The following is a 20,917-nucleotide window of genomic DNA, read 5'->3' on the forward strand; positions in this document are numbered from 1 at the left end:
GTTGCGTCAACTTCTACGCTGGTTACATGAAGCAGGACGACCGCGGCACCTGGACCATTTCCGAACTGGCCAAGGCAAGCAAGGTTTCCTCGCGGACCTTGCGCCACTATGACCAGCTAGGTCTCTTGGAGCCTGCCCATACGGGGCGCAATGGCTACCGGTACTACGGCCAGCCTGAGCTGCTGCGCCTGCAGCGGATCCTCCTGCTTCGTGAACTTGGCCTTGGGCTCGAGACCATCGGCGAAGTTCTGGATGGCCAGGCCGACCCTGTGGAGGCACTTGCGGTGCACAGGAACTGGCTGCTGGCCGAGCGCGACCGCCTGGACCGCATGTCCCGGACGGTCGACGCCACTATCGCAGCACTACGTCAAGGAGAAGCCATGACCGCGGAGAACATTTTCAAGGATTTCGACAACAACCCCTACGAAGCCGAGGCACGGGAGCGTTGGGGTGATCGGGCCGTCGACGAGAGCAAGGCCCGCCACTCGGCGATGACAACGGCCCAAAAACAGGCCTTCATGGAGGAATACTCGGCGCTGAACCAGGATCTCGCCCGGTGCTTCGACGAGGCACTCCCGGCGGACCACCCGGACGTCCAGGCAGCCGTCGGCCGGCACTACAAGTGGATTTGTGCCAGTTGGACGCCCACCGCCGAATCCTACGTTGGCCTGGGACAGATGTATGTGGACGACCCACGGTTCACTGCCAATTACGACAAGGTCCGGACCGGGCTGGCGGCCTACCTGCTGGAGGGCATCAAGGTTTACGCAGCGGAAAAGCTCAGCTAGTCCCTTCCTCCGGAAAGTACGACGGCGGCCTGTCCCGAGGGGACTCCCCCAGGGGACAGGCCGCCGTCGTACTTTCGTACTGGCTGCTGGCAGTAGCGCTAAATGATCAGCGAGAGCACCATGATGAAGGCGAAGGCGACCACCGAGATGAGCGTCTCCATCACCGACCACGTCTTGAACGTCTGCCCGACCGTGAGCCCGAAGAGTTCCTTCACAAGCCAGAACCCTGCGTCGTTGACGTGGGACAGGAACAGCGAGCCGGCACCGATGGCCAACGCGAGCAGTGCGGCGTGCGTCGGGCTCAGGCTGCTCGCCAATGGAGCCACGATGCCCGCAGCCGTCACAGTGGCAACCGTTGCCGAGCCCGTGGCCAGGCGAAGCGCCACAGCCACAATGAAGCCCAGAATCAGCACGGACATGTGGGCACCTTCGGCCCATTTCTTGACCGCGTCGCCGACGCCGGCTCCGATCAGGGTCTGCTTGAAGCCACCGCCCGCGCCCACGATCAGCAGGATCGCGGCAATCGGTCCGAGGCTGCTGCCGAGCTTGGCGGTGATCTTGCTTCCGGTGAAGCCGACGGCGTAGCCGAAGGTCACCATGGCCGCGAGCACAGCCAGGGTCATCGCCACGAGCGGCTGGCCGACGAAGTCAAGGATCGTACGGATCATCGGAGCGTGGGCCGCGTCGGGCCAGACAATGTCCGCGATGGCCTTCAGGAGCATGAGTACCACGGGGAAAATGATGGTCAGCAGCGTGACGAGGAAGGTCGGCTGGCGCTTCACTTCGCTGAGGTCGACGGCGTGCTTGGTGTCGACGCCGCCGGCCACTGCCGGGGCATCCACGGGAACCCAGCGTGCGGCCAAACGGGAAAACAGCGGTCCGCAAATGATTACCGTGGGGACGGCAACCAAGAGTCCCAACGCGAGGGTGGTGCCCAGTTCAGCCTTCACAGCGCTGACGGCGATGAGTGGTCCGGGGTGCGGCGGGATCAAGCCGTGCAGCACGGACAGGCCGGCGAGCGCCGGGATAGCGATGCGCATGAGCTTCATCTGGGAGCGCTGGGTGACCAGGACGATCACCGGAAGCAGCAGGACGAGGCCGATCTCAAAGAACATCGGGAGGCCGATGATGACCGCAACCAAGGTGATCATCCAGACCACTTTGTTGCCCCTGGCCTTCTCAAGCAAGGTGTCAACCACGCGGTTCGCGCCGCCGGAGTCCGCGAGGAGCTTGCCCAGCATCGCGCCGAGGGCAATCAGGAGGCCGACTTCCTTGAGGACGCCTCCCACGCCGTCTTCGAAGTTGCTGACTACCTTGTCGAGCCCGACTCCGGACGCCAGGCCGACGAAGGCTGAGCCGAGTACCAGGGACAGGAAGGGGTGGACCTTGAATTTTGCGATCAACAGCACGATCAGCGCAATGCCGATCGCCGCGACCACGAGGAGTTGGGTATCGTGCCCAGTCCAGTTCACGCTACGTCTCCAATTGTGTGTGCCGGCTGTGCTTCGAGGCTGAGCCGTTCGATGATTTCTTCTGCCTCTTCGGCGGGGGAAGCAGAGACGCACAGCGAGATGTGGTTCTCGTCCTCGGTGGGCGCCTCCAGGGCTTCGAACTGGGACTCCAGCAGCGAGGCGGGCATGAAGTGCCCGTGACGCGAAGCCAGCCGGTCGGAAATCTTGTCCTTGCTCCCCTGAAGGAAGACGAACACGACACCCTCGCCGCGCAGGACGTCCCGGTACTGCTTTTTCAAGGCCGAGCACGTGATGATGCCGGGCTTACCTGCTGCGGTACGCTCCTTGATCCAATCGGCAATGATGTCCAGCCACGGCCAACGGTCCTCATCGCTGAGTGCGTGCCCCGCCTGCATCTTTGCAACGTTTGCTTCCGGGTGCAGGTCGTCGCCTTCGGCGAGGTCCCAACCCAGCCGGCCGGCCAACACGCCGGCCACTGTCGATTTACCGGAACCGGAGACGCCCATGATCACCAGTACCGGTTGTTGTGCAGTCTTCGCCATCAAAGTCTGCCTCTCTCAATTAAATATGATTTAAACGAAAGTAAGCATATGACAGAGATTACACATCAGCAATTTCAGAAACCGGCGATGGTTTGGGACCCGTTGACTTCCACCACATGGAACGCCTCGGCGGCGCGTCCCGCGGGCATACCGGCGCGGGAGGCATTGTGCCGGAGCATGCCCCGGACAGCCCGCTCCATGCCCTCCAGATCGGGGTGCTGGCTCGCGTGGATCCGGATGGCGGCCAGTTTCGCGTCGATGTGTTCAGTGACATCAACGAAATAGTTCTCGCGGGCTTCGGGACCGGCGAAGAGCCACAGCCACGGCAGTTTGAAGGCCTCGAGGCCGGCTTCAGCCAGTTCCGGATAGGCGAAAGGGTTCTCCAGCGCCGGGTACACCGCACGGGTCACGATCTCCCCCACGGCGAGGTGGTCGGGATGGCTCTTCTGGATCCTGTCCCAATTGCGTTCCGGGTGCATGGCCAGCACGATGTCGGGTCGGATTTCGCGGATGAGCTTCACCACTTGTTTGATCACCCCGTGCGTCGGTTCCAAGTAGCCGTCGCACTCATGGAGATAGTGCACATCCGTCACCCCGACGAGGGCGGCGGCTTGTCTCTGCTCCTCTGCGCGCATCGCAATGATCTCTTCGCGGTTGGCAGGATCGAAGCCTCCGGCGTCGCCGTCGGTCATGACGCAGTAGCTGACCTCGACGCCGGCAGCGGTCCAGGCAGCAATTGTCCCGGCTGCGCCAAAGTCGACGTCGTCCGGGTGGGCGGTAAAACAAAGCACCCGCTCAACGCGCTCCGTGGAGGCGTTGAACGGGCTCTTTGCTGACGTGGCGTCAGAAGACAAAGGGATCAGCCTTTCCGCTTTTTGATCTCATCCGTGGCTTGGGGAACAACTTTGAAGAGGTCGCCGACGATGCCGAAGTCCGCGATTTCGAAGATCGGCGATTCAGCATCCTTGTTGATCGCGACGATGACCTTGGAGGTCTGCATCCCGGCCTTCTGCTGGATCGCCCCGGAGATACCCGCCGAAATGTAGAGCTGCGGGGACACGGTCTTGCCCGTCTGGCCAACCTGGTAGTCATGGCCGATCCAGCCCGCATCCGTCGCGGCACGGGAAGCCCCCAGTGCACCGCCCAGCGCGTCGGCCAGTTCCTCCAAGGGGCCAAAGTCGCCGTCGACGCCGCGTCCACCTGCAACCACGATCCGGGCTTCAGTGAGCTCAGGACGGCCGCTGGCCGCCTTTTCCGTACGCCCGGTGACGCGGGCGGCGTTCGCGGTGGCATCGGCCGGGACATCGATAGTGACGGTTTCGGGCGTGCTTGCCGCGGCCGGGGCCACGACGTCGACACTGTTCGGCTTGACCGTGAGCACGGCGATGGAGGTCCGAGCCTTGGCCGTGGTGGTGTAGGAGCCGGCCAGGACCGACTTGTGGGCCGTGCCGTCTGCGTCGACCCCTACAACGTCGGTGATGACGCCGGCGTTGAGTTTCACGCCAAGACGGGCCGCGATTTCCTTGCCGTCCGCCGTGTTCTCCAACAGGACGGTCCCGGCCCCGGAGGCCTCGACTGCCGCCGCAAGATATGCGGCTTTCGGCGCAATCAGGAAGTCGTCAAGATCCGTCGCGGACGGGCGGTAAAGGGCCGAGGCGCCTTGCGCCCCAAGGGCGGCGACGACGTCGTCGTGCAGCTCGCCGTTAAGGGCGACCACCGCCTCCCCGAGGGAACGCGCGATGGTCAGGAGTTCCAGGCTGCTCTTCTTGAGGGCCGCGCCCGGGTTGTCAATGAATACAAGTGCTTTTGCCATGTGTCGGAATCCTCTTAGAGCAGCTTCTGGGCGGCCAGGAACTCAACCAGCTTGATGCCGGCGTCGCCTTCGTCGGTGATGATGGTGCCGGCAGTACGCGGCGGCCGTGCTTCAGCGGTCTCGACGGCAGTCAGCGAACCTGCCGCGCCCACCTGCGCGGCGTCGACGCCGATGTCGGCCAGCGTGAGTGCCGTGATTTTCTTCTTCTTGGCCGCAAGGATGCCCTTGAAGTTGGGGTATCGCGGCTCGTTGATCTGGTCCGTCACGGATACCAACGCGGGCAAGGTTGCCTCCACTGTGTCCGCGTGGGCATCACCGTCACGGCGCGCTACGACGTGTTCGCCGTTGACCTCCAGGGAGGACGCAAAAGTGACTTGCGGGAGTCCGAGCCGCTCAGCGAGTTGTGCCGGGACCAACGACGTTTCGCCGTCGGTCGAGGCCATGCCGGTCACCACGAGGTCCACGGGCGAGTCCGCGCCGAGATGGCGGATCGCAGCGGCGAGGGCAAGCGAGGTAGCGGCGGCGTCGGATCCTGCCAAGGCATCGTCGCTCAAGTGGGCTCCCGAGGAGGCGCCGATCTGCAAGGATTTCTTGACGGCGTTCACGGCACCGGCGGGACCCATGCTCAAGGCGATGACCTCATTGCCTGCCTTGGCACCCCCACGGGCTTCGCTCAGCTGCAGCGCAGCTTCAAGCGCATACTCGTCCAGTTCGGACAGAATGCTCTCGTCGCGGTCCACGGTGTTGCCTGGGCCGGTGAGGTGTCGGTCGAACTGCGCGTCCGGGACGTGCTTGACCAGAACAACAATCTTCAATGTATCTCCCACTGTGTTCGAGGCAGCCTTCCATACTCGGGAATGGCCAGCAACGGGGCGCATGGCCAAGAGTGCCCGGCATACGGGCTCGTCCTAGCTAAGCATATTGCGGGACAAGTCGGACAACACCGCGCACCCGCGTTAACTCCTGTTTCGTGGATCGCTCCCGCGGAGGGCAGCCGAGCAAATGTCGACGGCGGGCCGCACCGCTGTGGTGCCGCCCGCCGTCGTCCATTGCTAGCTGCCTGTCCAGTGCAGGCTGCTGCTACGGAGCTGCATCCAAGGTCACGTCGAGCTCCTGCGACTGGCCGCCGCGCTGGATGGTCACCTTGACCGTTGCACCTGCTGGCTGCTCGCGGACAGCTGCGGTGAGCTGCTCGGGATCGGTGATGTCCTTGCCTGCGAACTTCGTGACAACGTCGCCCACCCTGAGTCCGGCCTTCTCCGCGGCGGAGCCCGCCGTGACGGCTGCGACCTGTGCACCTACTGAGAACCCTGAGCCGCTTCCGGTGGCCGACTTAGGCTGCACGCTGACGCCGAACTGCCCGTGGGTGGCCTTGCCGTTCTTGATGAGTTCCTGCGCAATACGCTTCGCGTTGTTGATGGGGATGCTGAATCCCACACCAATGTTGCCGCTTGACGACGAAGAGGCACTGTTGCTGCCGGCAGAAGCGATCGCCACGTTCACGCCGATGACCTCGCCCTTGGTGTTGACGAGCGCTCCACCGGAGTTGCCCGGGTTGATCGGCGCGTCCGTCTGGATCACGTTGAGCGAAACGGAGCCCTGGCCGGCGCTGCTCTGGCTCTGGCCTCCGCCCGGAGGGGCGAACTGGAATCCGCCCTGGCCGCCGTTTTGCGAATTGTCGGAGCCGCCGTTGGGAACGGCCGAGGACGCCACGCTGATGGTGCGGTTGAGGGTGGACACGATGCCGTCGGTGACAGTGCCCGGCAGGCCAAGCGGAGCACCGATGGCGATTGCGTTGTCCCCTACGTTGAGCTTGCTGGAATCACCCAAGGTGGCCGGCACGAGGCCGGAGGCATTGTCCACCTTGATGATGGCGAGGTCCGACAGAGGGTCGGTGCCGACTACCGTCGCCTTGAGGACGCGTCCGTCGCTGAGCCGCACCTCAATCGCGGCGTTCGCGCTCGCACCGTCAAGGGTCACCACGTGCGTATTGGTCAGGATGTGGCCCTGGTCGTCGAGGATGATACCCGAACCGGTGCCGCCCTGGTTTCCGCTGGAGGCCATGATGGTCACGACGCTGGGCGTCGCTTTGGCAGCGGCTGCGGTGATGGCGTTGACATTGTCCGTGTTATTGACAATCACCGTTCCGGCCTGGCCGCTGCTGGACGCTACCGGTGTCCGGCTGCTGAGCAATTGATCGCTCGCGGCCACGACGCCTCCGCCCACGAGGCCGGCTGCGAGGATGCACGCTACCAAGGTGCCGACGCCGAAGGCCGGCTTGCGCTTGGGGTTGGCCGCCGGACCGCCCGGGTGGGCCGGGAACTGCTGCGTGGAATAGTGCTGTGCAGGATTCGGTCCGCCGTAGAAAGGCTGGTGCTGCGGGTAGGGGTGCTGCGGTCCCCCGCTGTGCTGGGGGCCGCTGTGCTGGGGGGCGCTGTGCTGGGCATGGATCTGCTCGGTAGCGTTTTCGGCCCGGCCCTGGCCCCAAGGTGCAGGCGCTCCGGGAGTCTGCGCCGCGTGGTGTGCCGTATATGCGGGCTGCGCTGAATATTCGGGCTTCGCCGGGTATTCGGGCTGCGCTGAGTATTCGGGCTTCGCCGGGTATTCGGGCTTCGCCGTGAAATCCTGACCCGGCTGGTATGCCGGCAGCGGGGCCGTAGGCTGGGAATTGGCTTGCTTGTCCGCTTCCGCCTTGCCGGTGCCGTCAGGACCATGGTTCTCGGGGCCATTGTTCTCAGGCGCGGCGCCCTGTGCTGGGTTCTCCGTCATGGGACTTCCTTTCTTCCTCGTCCCCTTAACTATCGTCGCTCTTGCTGGATCAAGAGTCGACGTTCGCTGGGAGCTTGCTGAACGCCGTCGTCGCAGCTGTCCGGCGCGCTTCCGTGGCACCGACTAGCCCCTCAACGTTGGGGAAGGGCAGATCTCTCCCCGTTTCGCTGGCGGCATATTTACCGCTGTGGACGCTCCAAAAGGTGCACCATAGTATCAAGTGGAATTGCCACAGCGACCTGCGGCTTGATAACCATGCGTGGGGGCGCTGATGCATTCTGTTTCGATTGCTCCGGCCCGGACCAATCGCAGACGTGCTGAAGGGTTGCACATGCGGTCAATGTTGAAACGTGTACTCGCCGTTATCGGTTTGGCTGGAGTGCTGGTTCTCCCGGCTGCTGGAGCCTGGGCAGCCGACCCGGTGACCATCCCGTCGGGCCAGAACATCACAGATGACGCCGGGGTCCTTCGCGACAAGGCCGCTGTTCAAAACGCCATCAAGTCCCTCTACGACGACCACAAGTTCAATCTGTATGTCGTGACCGAAAAGACCTTCACCAACCCGGCAACGCCCAGCGACTGGGGCAACGCCGTGGCAAAGAAGAAGTCGTTCGGCTCCACGGACGTCCTGCTGGCAATCGCCACGGACGACGGCAAAGTGAACATCACGCGCGGGCCCGGCAGCAAGATCACCGACTCCCAGCGTGACGACATCCTCAAGAACGCCGTCTTGGCGAACCTTGTCCAGGGCAAGAAGAACTACGACCAGGCCGTGATTGATGCCGCGAAGGCCATCGGGGACACCCAGAATTCCGGCGCGGGCACTGCCGTGCTGGTCGGTGCCGCCGTGGTTGCTGCTGGAGGCGTCGGCACGTACTTATACTTCCGCAACCGCCGCAAGAAGGGCACTGCCTCCGGTACAGGCTACGGCCCGCAGGCGGAACAGCTCGACCCACTGGCCTCCTTGAGCATCGCGGATCTGCGGCGCAAAGCCGGCTCCCTGCTTATCGAAGCTGATGACACCATCAAGTCAAGCGAGCAGGAACTCGGGTTCGCCCAGGCGCAATACGGCGATGCCGCCGTCGGGAACTTCACCAAGGCCTTGCAGGACGCGAAGAACCACATGAGCGAATCCTTCAAGCTGCAACAACAGCTCGATGACCACATCCCGGACACCGAAGAGCAGCAGCGCAGTTGGCTTGGTGAAATCATCCGACGCTCGGAGGCTGCCCTCGAATCGCTGCGCGAACAGAAGGCCGACTTCGATTCCCTGCGCGAACTTGAGAAGAACGCACCCCAGGCGTTGGCCACCGTTGCCGCCGGCGCCAACGACGCCGAGGCAAAGATCGGCAATGCGGATCAATCCCTCAATGGCCTGCGCGAGAAGTACGCAGACAGCGCACTTGCCCACGTGAGTGATAACATCACCCAGGCCAAGGACCGGCTCGCGTTTGTGCGGCACGCCGCAACCACGGCACAGGAAAAGCTCGCCGCGGGTGAGGGCAGCCTCGCCGCAGTGGCAGTCCGCGCCGCGGAAGAGGCACTGCACCAGACGAACGTGCTCATCGATGCCATCTCCAAGGTGGCAGCCAGCCTTGACGAAGCCCGGAACTCGCTCGAGGGTGCCGTGGCGGACACCACCCAGGACCTGGCACAGGCCAAAGCGATGATCCAGTCCGGCGAACACCCGGAACTGGCGGGCCCGGTGGCCGGAGTCGAAGCCGCGCTGGCGCAGGTCAATACTGAGCTTCAGGGCGGGAAGATCGATCCCGTCGCCACCTTGGACCGGGTGGAAAAAGCGCATCAAGCCTTGGACCAGTCCCTCACGGGAATCCGTGACCAGCAGGAACAGGCACGGCGTGCGCAGGCCGCGCTCCAGCAGACCATCATGGCCGCCCAGTCCCAGATCAGCGCTACCTCGGACTACATTGCGGCACGGCGCGGGGGCGTCGGCCCCGAAGCCCGTACCCGTTTGGCCGAAGCCCAACGGAACCTCGACTACGCCCTCTCCATTTCACGCAACGACCCCGTCACCGCGCTCACGTACGCCCAGCAGGCCCAGGCCCTCGCGGCACAAGCCGCACAACTGGCCCAGTCCGACGTCGATCAGTTCGGCGGCTTCGCCAACCAAGGCTACGGCCGTGGCGGCATGTTCGGAGGCGGAGGCAGCGGCGGTGGCCTCGGCGGAGCAATCCTCGGCGGCATCCTCATCAACTCCATCCTCCACGGAGGCGGAGGCGGCTGGGGCGGTGGAGACAACGACGGCGGAGGCGGCGGTGGCTTCTTCGGTGGCGACGGCGGAGGCGGAGGCTTCTTCGGCGGCGACGGCGGAGGCGGGGGCTGGGGCGGCGACTCCGGTGGAGACGGGAGCTTCTAGCTCAAAGACTAGGTGGGGACCAGTCTCCCACGTAGAAGCGGTACAACAACTGATCACTGGATTCAGTGGGCACCACTGAGCAGGACGAAAGGCAACACCATGGTTAAGCAGTCCATTTTCGGGCGGATCGCACAGCTCGCCAAGGCGAACATCAATGCCTTGCTCGACCAGGCTGAGGACCCGCAGAAGATGCTGGACCAAATGGTCCGCGACTACTCGAACAACATCGCCGAGGCAGAGTCCGCCGTGGCGCAGACCATCGGCAACCTCCGCATGCTCCAGGCTGACTACAACGAGGACCTCAAGAACGCCCAGGACTGGGGCAACAAGGCCCTCGCAGCCTCCCGAAAGGCAGACGAGTACCGTGCCGCCGGCAACTCCGCCGACGCCGTGAAGTTCGACAACCTTGCCAAGGTGGCCATCCAGCGGCAGATGTCGGCCGAGAACCAGGCCAAGGCGGCCGAGCCAAACATCGCATCCCAGTCGGAGGTCGTCGACAAGCTCAAGAGCGGTCTCGACCAAATGAAGGGCAAGCTCAACGAGCTTACGAGCAAGCGCAATGAACTCGTTGCCCGCTCCAAGACAGTTGCTGCACAGACCCAGGTGCACGACGCCCTCAAGAGCATCGACATCATGGACCCCACCAGCGAGGTGGGGCGGTTCGAAGAGAAGATCCGCCGTGAGGAGGCCAAGGTCCTCGGCCAGCAGGAGCTGGCGGCCTCCAGCCTGGACGCCCAGTTCAACCAGCTTGAAGACCTCGGAGAGCAGACGGAAATCGAGGCCCGCCTGGCGGCCTTGAAGTCAGGCGGCTCAAAGGCCGCGATCGGCACCGGTGCCACTGCTCCGGAGGATGACACCGTGGACGAGGCCGACTTCGACAAGCTCTAGGGCCCGCGGTGCAGACTCCCCCGGCGGCATCCGCCCGCCCCGATTGAGCCGCCAAACGAACGGCCGGGCCTCCTGGAGGCCCGGCCGTTCGTTCTTGACTCAGGCTTTAAGCCCCTACAGCGAGCCGTCCGACGATGAGTCTCATGATTTCGTTGCTGCCTTCCAGGATCTGGTGGACGCGCAGGTCCCGGGCAATCTTTTCGAGCCCGTATTCGGACAAGTAGCCGTAGCCGCCGTGCAGCTGGATGGCCTTGTTCGCCACGTTGAATCCAGCGTCGGTGGCCACTCGCTTGGCCATTGCGCACAACCGCACGGTGTCCGGGGCTCCACGGTCCAAGGCGTCGGCGGCCCGGAGAATCAAGGTCCTGGCAGTTTCGAGTTCCGTGTCCATGTCGGCGATATCAAACAGCAGGGACTGCTGGTTGATGAGCGGGCCACCAAAAGCCGAGCGTGACTTGAGATAGGCGATGGACTTCTCCAGGGCCGCCTGGCCACCTCCCAGGGAACAAGCGCCCATGTTGACCCGGCCTCCGTTGAGGCCCTTCATGGCGATGCCGAATCCGCTGCCTTCCTCGCCAAGCCGGTTCGCCACAGGGACCCGTACGTCCTCGAAAATGACCTGCCGGGTGGGCTGGGCGTTCCATCCCATTTTCTTCTCGTTCGGGCCGAAGGACAGGCCCGGCGCGTCCGCGGGCACAACGATTGCGGTGATGCCCTGGCTTCCCGTGTCCGCGGTCCGTGCCATGACCACATAGACGCTGGAAACTCCTGCGCCCGAAATGAACTGCTTGGTGCCGTTAAGAACGTAGCTGTCGCCGTCGAGCACTGCTCTGGTGCTCAGTGCGGCGGCGTCCGAGCCGGCTCCCGGCTCCGTGAGGCAATAGCTGCCCAGAGCCTCCATCGAGGCGAGCTGGGGCACCCATTTGGCCCGCTGCTCATTGTTGCCGAAAGCGTCGATCATCCACACCACCATGTTGTGGATCGAGATGTAGGCCGCGATGGTGGGGTCGGCCTTGGACAGCTCTTCAAAGATCAGCGCCGCATCCGTGCGGGAGAGTCCTGAGCCGCCGAACTCTTCCCGGACATAGATGCCTCCCATGCCGAGGGTGCCCGCTTCACGCAGGACATCCACGGGGAAATGCTTGGTCTCGTCCCATTTTGCGGCGTGCGGCGCGATGGCCGTTGTGGCGAAGTCGCGCACCATCTCGACCACCGCTTGCTGGTCCTCTGTGAGCTCAAACATTGGCACTCCTTTGCAGTTTTCCCAGTTCTCCGGGTTGTCCGGTGTTTCTGGCTATTCAGTGCGTTTAGCTAAGGCTTTTACTTGCTGACTTTGCCCATCAGCGAAGCGACAGGACGAAGGAAAAGCGGCCTCGCGAGGAACCACGCGCCCACGATCACCAGGAGGGATACGGCGAAAATGCCGAAACCAACCCAGTTGATATCGTCGCTGCCTCCATACATGTGGTTCAGGTTGCGCAGCGCCCCGGTAGCGAGGACAAGGGTGACGTGCACGATCGTAAAGAGCACGAAGTACACCATCACCGGGAAATGCACTGCCCGGGCCAGTTCGATGGGATAGAGCTTGTTCACCGTGCTCGCCTTCTTCGGCCAGGCAGACGATGTGCGCAGCCCGCTGATGATGGCAAGCGGGGCGGCGATGAAGACCGTGACGAAGTACGTCAGCAATTGCAGGGCGTTGTAGTTCACCCATCCGTCTTCAGTGGGCCAGTTCAACGATGCGTATTGAAGGGCTGCGGAAATGGCGTTCGGGAAGACGTCCCAGCTCGTCGGGATGATCCGCATCCATTGCCCGGTGGCAAAGATCACGATGACAAAGATGATGCCGTTCAACACCCAGAGGGCGTCCAGGGTCAAGTGGAACCACAGGTCCAGGCTGATCTTGGTCGGCGGATTCTTGGTCCGGATGAACCCCTTGTTGTTGCGGGTCCATTGGGCCGGCGGCCTCTTGGCCGTGCGGACCTGCCAACCGGATCGAACGATGAGCACCATGAAGAAGACATTCAGGAAGTGCTGCCATCCGAGCCATGCCGGGAAGCCTACGGGAGCGTTCTCCGGGAGGCGGGATGCGCCCGGGAACTCGTGCAAGAAGGACTGCACACCCGATAGGCCCGTCAACCATTTGGCCAACAAGACGATGAGCAAAAGTACGACCAGCACGCCCGGAACCACCCAGACGGGTTGGGACCATCTGCTCTTGGTTGCTGTCGACTTTTTGGCGGGGGTGGACATCTTCTCAGGCACCTCTCGGAAGAACTTGCAATCGTCGGACGCATCAAGCTAACAGGCTTTGGACCGAAGCTCCCAAAGCCTGTTACGCCGTCAGTTGGAACGGGCTTTGACGGCCTCGATGAGTTTCGGAACCACCGTGAAGACATCGCCCACAATTCCGAAGTCGGCCACCTCAAAAATGGGCGCGTCCTCGTCTTTGTTGATGGCCACAATGGTCTTGGCGGTCTGCATGCCGGCGCGGTGCTGGATGGCCCCGGATATTCCCAATGCGATGTACAGCTGTGGGGATACGCTCACACCGGTCTGGCCTACCTGGGCCGTCTGGGCAATGTACCCGGCGTCGACGGCGGCGCGGGACGCACCGACCGCCGCGCCCAGGGTGTCGGCGAGCTGTTCGACCAGCGCAAAGTTCTCCGACGAACCCAAGCCGCGCCCGCCTGAAACCACCGTAGTTGCAGTCCGCAGCTCGGGCCGGCCGGAGATTGCGGCATCGTCGTTGAACTGCTCGACGACGGCGGTACCCCCGGTTCCAGCTTCCAGGGAGACTGTGCTGACTTCCGGTGTGGCTGCCGGAGCCTGCCCTTCGATCGCTCCCTGCCTGATGGTGAGGATTGGCAGCGCGCCTTCCACCGCGGAATCGACGGTGTAGGCCCCGCCAAACACAGAATGCCGGGCAAGAACGGTTCCGTTGTCGCTGCGCACCTGCACGACGTCGGCAAGCACGCTCCCGCCGACCCGCACAGCAAGACGGGCGGCAGCTTCGCGGCCATCCACCGAGTTGGCGGTAAGGACGGCAGCCGGTTCATAGGCGTCGACGGCCCCGCTCAAGGCATCGACTGCAGGTGACACCAAAACAGCGCCGGCGGCAGCTGAGGCAGCCGAGTAGATCCTTGCCGCGCCCAGCTCACCAAGGCGCGCGACGTCGTCGTCCGCCAAAGGACCAGCCGAGACGACGACGGCGACCGGCGAGCCCAGCGTGGCAGCGGCAGCCAACAGCCCCCGGGCGGAAGCGGCGATCCCGCCCCGGTGGGAAACCTCAATAAGTGCCAAGACGTTCGACATTTCTTTTCCTCCCTCAGACCAGCCGGTTCGCAACGAGGAACTCGGCCAGTTCGTTGGCCGCGGTCCCATCATCGATGACTTTTCGTCCAGCTGCGCGCGGTGGCCGTTCAGCGACGGAGAGCACGACGGTGCGGCTTTGGCCGGCCGGGACGCCAAGTTCGGCGACAGTCAATGTAGTCACGGGTTTGCGTTTGGCCGTCAGGATGCCCTTGAAGTTGGGGAACCGGGCCTCCGGGAAACGTTCGGTCACGGTGAGGATGGCCGGCAGTCCGGCACGGACATTGAGGGTTCCGTCCTCGCCTTGGCGAACGCCGCGTACGCCGTCGTCGGCGATTTCCGCAGAGATCAATGATCCCAGCAACGGCAGCTGGAGATGTTCGGCGATCATGGCGGGCACGACGCCGGCGCGGCCATCCGTCGATTCGTTGCCGGCCATGACCACATCAAATCCGGTAGACCTCAACGCTGCGGCCAGCGTGGCGGCCGTTCGGCCGGTGTCGGCGCCGCTCAGGGAGTCGTCCACGATGTGAACCGCTGAATCGGCTCCCATGGAGAGAGTCTTGCGCAAGGCCTGCGCGGCGTCATCAGGGCCCATCGTCATCGCCACCACTTCGGTACCTTTGTTGGCATCCTTGATGCGCAACGCGGCTTCGAGGGCGCGCTCGTTGATTTCATCGACCACGGAGTCGGCTGCCCCACGGTCGAGCTGGCCCGTTTCCGGGTCGAGCTTCCGTTCCTCGGCCGTATCCGGCACCTGTTTGACGAGCACGACGATCTTCATTCAACAGCTCCCTCGATGCAAATGGCTGACGCTTGGAATCGAGAATACTAGGAACTCCTAGTATTTACCATGGAGCGGAGGAAGGAATGCTTGGAACTCCTATTGATTTCTCCGCGGGCCGGGGTTTCCGCCCGGGCACTGCCGGCAACTCTTCAATCACCCTGCCCGGCGGCGGGCATCAGGCTTTGGGCGGCCCAGCGTGGCGAATGCGGCGCCCACCTCGAGGAAGACGGACCTGTTAGAGCTCCGAGGACTTACTGTCCCTGGACGCGTTGCTCGTTCGCACCGCCAGCAACACGCTGACAAGCACCGCGAACGCCGTGATCACACAACTTCCGGCGAAGTTGGGCTGGAATTCCAGCGCCAATGCCCCGTTTTCGCTTCCGGCGGCCGCGGTAAAAAGGCCCGGGAGGGTCGCCCGGGAGCCCGTCCAAAAGGAGATCACACTCGTGGCCACGCAAAGAAAGAACGATAGTGCCAATCCCCCGGCCATTCCGCCGAAAGCCGCACCAACGATCTTCGAGATCTTGTTCATCGAAGCTCCTCAACTGACCGAGTTTCGCTGCCTGAAGGAACACCGCCCTCAGCAACGCAAGCCCAACGGCCTCCGCCCCAACAAAATAGCGCGGTATTCCACCTCTCAATGCTCGAAATAGCCAAAATCCGTGCAATTTTGCCCAAATTCAGTGTGTTTTTTGGGAATCCCAGTGTGCACAAAGGCACGTCTACGTGTGAAAAAACGTTTCACCCGGAGAGGGCCGGCGGAGCGGTCCACGCGCGTCCAAGATGGGCACCTCCAGCCGGCATTCGCGCGCCCGTTGGATTCTGCTGGATCATTCTCTTCGTTGCGGTTGCGGGTCCCGTGATTCCGCGGGCCCGGAATTTGTCTATTCGAATGATTGAGCAAAATCCGATATCCGCCCACAACATGAGAGCGGCCCACGAGGGTTAAACGAAAGAGTCCGCCTTCTCGGGCGGACTCTTTCGTTTAACTGGTTGCGGGGACAGGATTTGAACCTGTGACCTCTGGGTTATGAGCCCAGCGAGCTACCGAACTGCTCCACCCCGCGTCGCAGGATCAAGTCTACCGCACATTCCGGGACGGCCCTGACCAACCGTGTATGGGCTGCGGCACGTCGGGATCCAAGGTGCTCGACGCGCCGTCCTGACCTTCTTTGCCGAGAGAAAGCGCTTACGACACGGCGAGTTGCGTCATTTGGGGGCCAAGGAAGCCCAAAGAGGGTCAGGACGGACGTGACAAAGGAAAGGAAAACAAAAAAAGATCCGGCACAGTGTTTCCACTGTGCCGGACCTTTTCTCCAGTTGCGGGGACAGGATTTGAACCTGTGACCTCTGGGTTATGAGCCCAGCGAGCTACCGAACTGCTCCACCCCGCGTCGCAAGAACTACTTTACCTGCAGGTGAATGTCAGGCCAAATCCAGAAGACGTGACCTCCGTCTCCTCGGCCGGAAGCAGCCGCAGGTGGCCCACTGCCCGCACGCCGCCCGCAGCCCGGACGCCGCCCGCAGGCCCCCAGTCCCAGGCGTCGCCCCAAAGAGAAGACCGGGCCAGCCCTGCTCCTGGGCTGGCCCGGTCCAACGAATCACCAGCTAGGCCGACATCAGCCAGCTGGAGAATCGCCTACTTGCTCGGCGAAGGTGACGGCGAGGACGTCGGGTTCGCAGAAGGGCTGGCGCTTCCCGACGGAGCCGGAGTCACACCAAGCCGCGACTCGGCGTCGAGCGCTTTCTGTAATGCCGCCGACAGCAGGCTCTGCTGGGCGCCGTATCCGGCGAAGTCGCCCTTGGCCAGGGCAGCCTGGCCATCCTGGATGGCCTTGTTGGCTTGATCCAGCGCAGCCTTCAGCTGGGCCTTGGCGTCCGCTGCAGCCGGAGGTGTAGTAGCACCAGGCGGACTGGTGGTCTGGCCGTTATTGGCCGAGTCTCCTGCCGAAGCCCCGGAGTCACCGCCGAACAGAACCTTCAGCGCGGCATCCAAGGTAGAGGCAAAACCTACTTTGTCCCCGAACGCTACGAGGACTCGCTGAAGCGTCGGGTAGGACGTTTCACCGGTTGACTTCACGTATACCGGCTGCACGTACAGCAGGCCCCCGCCCACCGGCAATGTGAGGAGGTTGCCGTTGAGCACATCAGAGGCACCCTGCCTGAGCAGGTTAAGTTGCTGCGAGACATCAGGATCGGAGTTGAACTTGTTCTGGGCCTGACCCGGGCCGGGCACCTGGGTGTCGGTGGGCAACTGGAGCAATCGCAACTGGCCATACGAATCCGCCTTCACCCCCTTCTGGTTACCCGCATCGGAATCGGCCGCCAGGAAGCCATACAGGATGTTCCGGGCGTTCCCATTCACCACCTGCGGGATAAAGGACGAGGTCAGCTGGAACGCTGGCTTGGTCTGGCCGGGCATCTGCAGGGACAGATAGTACGGAGGCTGCCGGACCGGATCCGTGACCGTGGGATCGTTCGGCACGCTCCACGCATCGTTGTTCTGGTAGAAGCTGTCCGCATTGGTGACGTGATAGCGCCCAAGCAGCTCCTGCTGAACCTTGAAGAGGTCCTCCGGATACCGCACGTGGCTCATGAGCTGTCCGGACATCTCGGAGTACGGCTTGATGGTGCTCGGGAAGATCTTCTGCCACGACTTCAGGATGGGGTCCTGGTCGTCCCAGGCGTACAGCGTCACTGAGCCGTCATAAGCGTCAACCGTGGCCTTGACCGAGTTCCGGATGTAATTGACGCTGTTGTTCGGCAAAGCCGCAGTGCGTCCCGAAGTGGTCTGCGAGTCAGCTGTCGCGGTTTGCAGTTGCTGCTGCTGGGAGTACGGGAAGTACTGGCTGGTGGTGTACCCGTCCACAATCCACTTCACCCTGCCGTCCACCACCGCAGGATAGGCGCTGCCATCCACGGTCAGGTAGGGAGCGACCTTTTGAACGCGCTCGCGCGGGGTGCGGTCATAGAGAATCTGGGACTTCTCATTGACGCCGTCAGAAAGCAGGAGATCGGAGGACTGGAACTTGATGGAGTACAGGAGCTTGTTGAACCAGTTACCCACGCTGGGTCCACCGTTGCCGGTGAACGTGTACTGGGTTTCAGTCGTGCTGTCCGCGGCGGCCGGACGGTCTTGCTCGCGGTGCGGAGCGCCATCCGGGGCGCCGACGACCGAGTAGTCGGGCGAATCCAGGCCGAAGTAGATGCGGGGCTGGTAGCTCGTATCGCTGCCGAGGACACCCATCGACGGGATGCCGGACAACAGGAAGTCCGGCTTGCCGTCATTGGTGACCGTGTTGCCCTTGGCCGCCACGACGCCATAACCGTGCGTGTAGACGATATGCCGGTTGACCCAGGTCTGCTGGCTGGCGTTCAGCCCGTCCTGGTTCAACTCACGGACAGCGATCACGGTGTCCTGGGTCTTGCCGTCCACCGTGTAACGGTCGACGTTCAGGGCCTTGGGGAACTGGTAGTACGGGCGGTACTGCTCCAACTGCGAGAACGCAGAAGAGACGAGGTTCGGGTCCAACAGCCGGATGTTGGCGGTGGTCTGAGCATCCTTGGCAAGCGCTCCGGTTTTGGCGTCGGTAGTGGCGTTGTACGGCGAGACTTGGATCTTGTCCAAACCGTAGGCGGCCCGGGTCATCGAAATATTGCGATCGATGTACTTGTTTTCCAGCGTCTGCTCAGAGGGACGGACCTGGAATTGCTGGATAACCCACGGGTAGACGCCGCCCGCAAGGATGGACGTGATGATCAGCATGGCCGTGCCGATGACCGGCAGCCGCCAACGCCCGATTACGGCGGCCACAACGAAGAGGATAGCCACGAGCCCCGCGGCAACGGCCAGGATCGTCTGCGTGGGGATCACGGCGTTGACGTCGGTATACAGGGCGCCGGCCCAGTGCCCGCCTTGGTTTTGAACGGTGTTGTAGACGTTAAGCCAGAAGTTGACTCCAAGAAGCAGCAGGAAAACCGCCCCGGTCACGGCGAGGTGGATTTGGGCCGCACGGCTCGTGAAGATCCCGCGCTCCATGAGCCGGATGCTTCCGTAGAGATAGTGGGTGAGGATTCCGGCGATTCCGGCAATCACCACCACACTCATGAGGAAGCCCGTGACGAAGCCGAGGAACGGCAAGGTCATGAGATAGAAACTGATGTCCAGGCCAAATTGCGGATCGCTTTGGCCGAACGGTACCTGGTTGAAGAACAAGAGCACCGCTTGCCACTGGCTCGCGGCGGCGCTGCCGGCGAAGAAGCCGAACAGCACGGGGATGCCGATCATGACCACGCGACGCACGGGTTCAAGTTGGGCCTGGTACCGGTTCAGGTTGTCCCTGACGTCGGCATCCGGGGCATAGACCGGCCGCGCATGGTAGGCAACGCGGATGGCGTAAAAGACCGGTACGGACATCAGGAGGAAGCCCGCGAGGAAGATCAGGATCCGGGTAAGGTTCTCCCTGAAATAGACTTCGAAGAAGCCAAGCTGCTGATACCAGAGGACGTCTGTCCACACATTGGCGAAGAAAATGAACCCCACCACGACGACGGCGACAATGATCAAAGTTGGAGTGAGGGCACCCCGTCTGCGCTGCGGTCTTCCGGGCGGGCTGGTGCTGGCTGGACGGGACAAACTCGATACCTCATCGCTGGTCGTCAGTTAACGGTCATCAGTGCGTGTGTTCGTCGGCCCCGGTGCCGGGTGCTAATGGCGGAGGCCGTCACTAGTGCCACGAGTGGCAGTGGAGCTAAGTTCCATGATCAGTCTAGTTGTTGGAGCATGTCGGGAGGCGGGACACATCCTGGCCCGAGCCGAATCGTTCCACCGCTGATTTTGCATCCGCCAGAGTGTCCACTTTGACTACCTGTAGCCCGTCCGGAACATGCCCGACGACCTCGTCGCAATTCGCGGCAGGCGCGAGGAAAAAGGTGGCGCCGCCGTCGCGGGCGCCACGCATTTTCTGGGCGATTCCACCAATGGGTCCGACGGTGCCGTCCGGGGTAATGGTGCCCGTGCCGGCCACGTGCTTGCCACCCGTGAGGTCGCCCGGGGTAATGCTGTCGATGATGCCCAGCGCGAACATCATGCCGGCGCTTGGTCCGCCCACCTGGTCCAGGGAGATCTTGACGTCGAACGGGAACGTGAACTTGTACTTCAGCAGTACGCCCAGGATGTACTTGCCGTTTGAGCCCTTGCCCGGGGTGATGCTCACCGTTACCGGTTTGCCGTTCCGGTCGACGACGACGACGGCAGGCGCGCCCGCGCCGTCGGCCAGTGCGGTTTGCACGACGTTCAGCGACGTGATCGCCTTGCCGTTGATTGACGTAAAGACGTCCCCCGTCTGGAGTTTGCCTGCGGAGGCCGAGCCGTCGGACAAACCAGCGACTTCAAGCTTCTGCCCGAACGGAATGTTCTCTTCCTGGAGGGCCGACGCAACAGCATTCTCCTGGGAGGTAGTCATGGCAACCGCGCTTTCCTGTTCGGATTGCTGCTTGGTGACGCCCTTGGGATAGAGAAGTTCTTCGGGGTATACAGCCTTCGAACCGTCCAGCCAGGCCTGGAAGGCCTCGAAAATGTTGACCGGTCCGTTGGGGCCGCCGTTGATGTAGACGGTGGTCAGGTCCAGATTTCCCTTTGCGGGGTACGTCGGGTGCCCGGAGATGCTAATGACCGGTTTGTTGTGGTCCGTGCCCAAGGTGTTGAAGGTTGGACCGGGAGATTCCACGACGTAGGGAACAGGGAGAACGGCCGCGGCGATTCCCAACACGATGGTCAGGGCGCCGGAGACCAACATCGCGACATACCGCCCGTCGCGGCGCCGCGGCGGTTCGGGCGCACGGGAATGTTCCTGTCCCGGTTCCTGCGATGGTGAAGTCTCCCCCGCCGGGGAATCGCCCTGCGGCCTCGGGAGGTCCTGGGGGTTGGAGGTGCCAAGAGGCTGTCGCGGTTCCCCGGCAGCTCCGGGGTTCGGCAAACTAGTCAAGGAAAGGCCTCTCCGCGCCGGGGCATGCGTGCCCGACGCTACCGTTTCGCCCCCTCAGGTGGAGGCCAGTAAACATACCAACGATCCACCCTACTTGCTGTGCCCGCCAGACGTGCTTTGCCTAGAGCGAACGACGCGTTCCTGAGGCAGACAGCCCCCGGGCATCGAGGTACCTTGAAAGT

Annotated in this window: 16 protein-coding genes and 2 tRNA genes; 3 read left to right on the plus strand and 15 right to left on the minus strand. The window is 63.0% G+C overall.

What is annotated here, in order from left to right; genetic code table 11:
• Window positions 1-26 precede the first annotated feature (26 nt).
• A complete protein-coding gene (locus J2S96_RS07890) occupies window positions 27-788 on the plus strand; it encodes a MerR family transcriptional regulator (RefSeq protein ID WP_306861574.1) in 762 nt (253 codons plus the stop codon).
• 98 nt (window positions 789-886) lie between these two features.
• Here the strand turns inward: J2S96_RS07890 and J2S96_RS07895 are convergent, their stop codons facing one another.
• From J2S96_RS07895 to J2S96_RS07920, 6 genes are all read right to left on the minus strand, one after another.
• Window positions 887-2,260 carry a GntT/GntP/DsdX family permease gene (locus J2S96_RS07895; protein ID WP_306861576.1) on the minus strand — a complete coding sequence of 458 codons (1,374 nt, stop codon included), beginning with the start codon at window positions 2,258-2,260 and terminating at the stop codon, window positions 887-889.
• On the minus strand, window positions 2,257-2,802 hold the full coding sequence (locus J2S96_RS07900) for a gluconokinase (RefSeq protein ID WP_306861577.1): 546 nt from the start codon (window positions 2,800-2,802) through the stop codon (window positions 2,257-2,259). Before J2S96_RS07900 ends, J2S96_RS07895 begins: the two co-directional genes overlap by 4 nt.
• 74 nt (window positions 2,803-2,876) lie before the next feature.
• A complete protein-coding gene (locus J2S96_RS07905) occupies window positions 2,877-3,656 on the minus strand; it encodes a PIG-L deacetylase family protein (RefSeq protein WP_306861579.1) in 780 nt (259 codons plus the stop codon).
• 5 nt (window positions 3,657-3,661) lie between these two features.
• Window positions 3,662-4,615, minus strand: a complete 954-nt coding sequence (locus J2S96_RS07910) for an electron transfer flavoprotein subunit alpha/FixB family protein (RefSeq protein ID WP_306861581.1) — start codon at window positions 4,613-4,615, stop codon at window positions 3,662-3,664.
• A 14-nt stretch (window positions 4,616-4,629) separates the two neighbouring features.
• The gene (locus J2S96_RS07915) at window positions 4,630-5,430 is read right to left on the minus strand and encodes an electron transfer flavoprotein subunit beta/FixA family protein (protein ID WP_306861583.1); all 801 of its coding nucleotides are present in this window, start codon (window positions 5,428-5,430) and stop codon (window positions 4,630-4,632) included.
• Window positions 5,431-5,695: 265 nt separating this feature from the next.
• Window positions 5,696-7,384, minus strand: a complete 1,689-nt coding sequence (locus tag J2S96_RS07920; RefSeq protein ID WP_306861585.1) for a trypsin-like peptidase domain-containing protein — start codon at window positions 7,382-7,384, stop codon at window positions 5,696-5,698.
• Window positions 7,385-7,715: 331 nt separating this feature from the next.
• Here J2S96_RS07920 and J2S96_RS07925 point away from each other — a divergent pair, with 331 nt between their 5' ends.
• On the plus strand, window positions 7,716-9,761 hold the full coding sequence (locus J2S96_RS07925; RefSeq protein ID WP_306861587.1) for a TPM domain-containing protein: 2,046 nt from the start codon (window positions 7,716-7,718) through the stop codon (window positions 9,759-9,761).
• Between the two features lie 99 nt (window positions 9,762-9,860).
• Window positions 9,861-10,649 carry a PspA/IM30 family protein gene (locus tag J2S96_RS07930; protein WP_306861589.1) on the plus strand — a complete coding sequence of 263 codons (789 nt, stop codon included), beginning with the start codon at window positions 9,861-9,863 and terminating at the stop codon, window positions 10,647-10,649.
• A gap of 106 nt (window positions 10,650-10,755) precedes the next feature.
• Here J2S96_RS07930 and J2S96_RS07935 read toward each other — a convergent pair whose 3' ends face one another.
• The 9 genes from J2S96_RS07935 to J2S96_RS07975 all read right to left on the minus strand — a co-directional run bounded on the left by J2S96_RS07935 (window position 10,756) and on the right by J2S96_RS07975 (window position 20,726).
• Window positions 10,756-11,892: an acyl-CoA dehydrogenase family protein gene (locus J2S96_RS07935; protein ID WP_306861591.1), complete on the minus strand. Its 1,137-nt coding sequence runs from the start codon at window positions 11,890-11,892 to the stop codon at window positions 10,756-10,758.
• A gap of 77 nt (window positions 11,893-11,969) precedes the next feature.
• Window positions 11,970-12,902: a cytochrome b/b6 domain-containing protein gene (locus J2S96_RS07940; protein WP_306861593.1), complete on the minus strand. Its 933-nt coding sequence runs from the start codon at window positions 12,900-12,902 to the stop codon at window positions 11,970-11,972.
• A gap of 90 nt (window positions 12,903-12,992) precedes the next feature.
• Window positions 12,993-13,964 (minus strand): electron transfer flavoprotein subunit alpha/FixB family protein, encoded by a 972-nt coding sequence (locus J2S96_RS07945; protein WP_306861595.1) that lies wholly within the window; start codon window positions 13,962-13,964, stop codon window positions 12,993-12,995.
• Between the two features lie 13 nt (window positions 13,965-13,977).
• A complete protein-coding gene (locus J2S96_RS07950) occupies window positions 13,978-14,745 on the minus strand; it encodes an electron transfer flavoprotein subunit beta/FixA family protein (RefSeq protein ID WP_306861597.1) in 768 nt (255 codons plus the stop codon).
• Between the two features lie 238 nt (window positions 14,746-14,983).
• Window positions 14,984-15,280, minus strand: coding sequence for a hypothetical protein (locus J2S96_RS07955; protein ID WP_306861598.1), 297 nt, complete (start codon window positions 15,278-15,280; stop codon window positions 14,984-14,986).
• 458 nt (window positions 15,281-15,738) lie between these two features.
• Window positions 15,739-15,815, minus strand: a tRNA-Met gene (locus J2S96_RS07960).
• A gap of 253 nt (window positions 15,816-16,068) precedes the next feature.
• Window positions 16,069-16,142 (minus strand) — tRNA-Met (locus tag J2S96_RS07965).
• A 245-nt stretch (window positions 16,143-16,387) separates the two neighbouring features.
• Entirely contained in the window at window positions 16,388-19,384 is a 2,997-nt protein-coding gene (locus tag J2S96_RS07970) for a UPF0182 family membrane protein (protein ID WP_306861599.1), read from the minus strand.
• 133 nt (window positions 19,385-19,517) lie between these two features.
• Window positions 19,518-20,726 carry a YlbL family protein gene (locus J2S96_RS07975; RefSeq protein WP_370873046.1) on the minus strand — a complete coding sequence of 403 codons (1,209 nt, stop codon included), beginning with the start codon at window positions 20,724-20,726 and terminating at the stop codon, window positions 19,518-19,520.
• Window positions 20,727-20,917: the final 191 nt, after the last annotated feature.

This window comes from Arthrobacter bambusae, assembly GCF_030812595.1.
Lineage (GTDB): Bacteria > Actinomycetota > Actinomycetes > Actinomycetales > Micrococcaceae > Arthrobacter > Arthrobacter bambusae_B.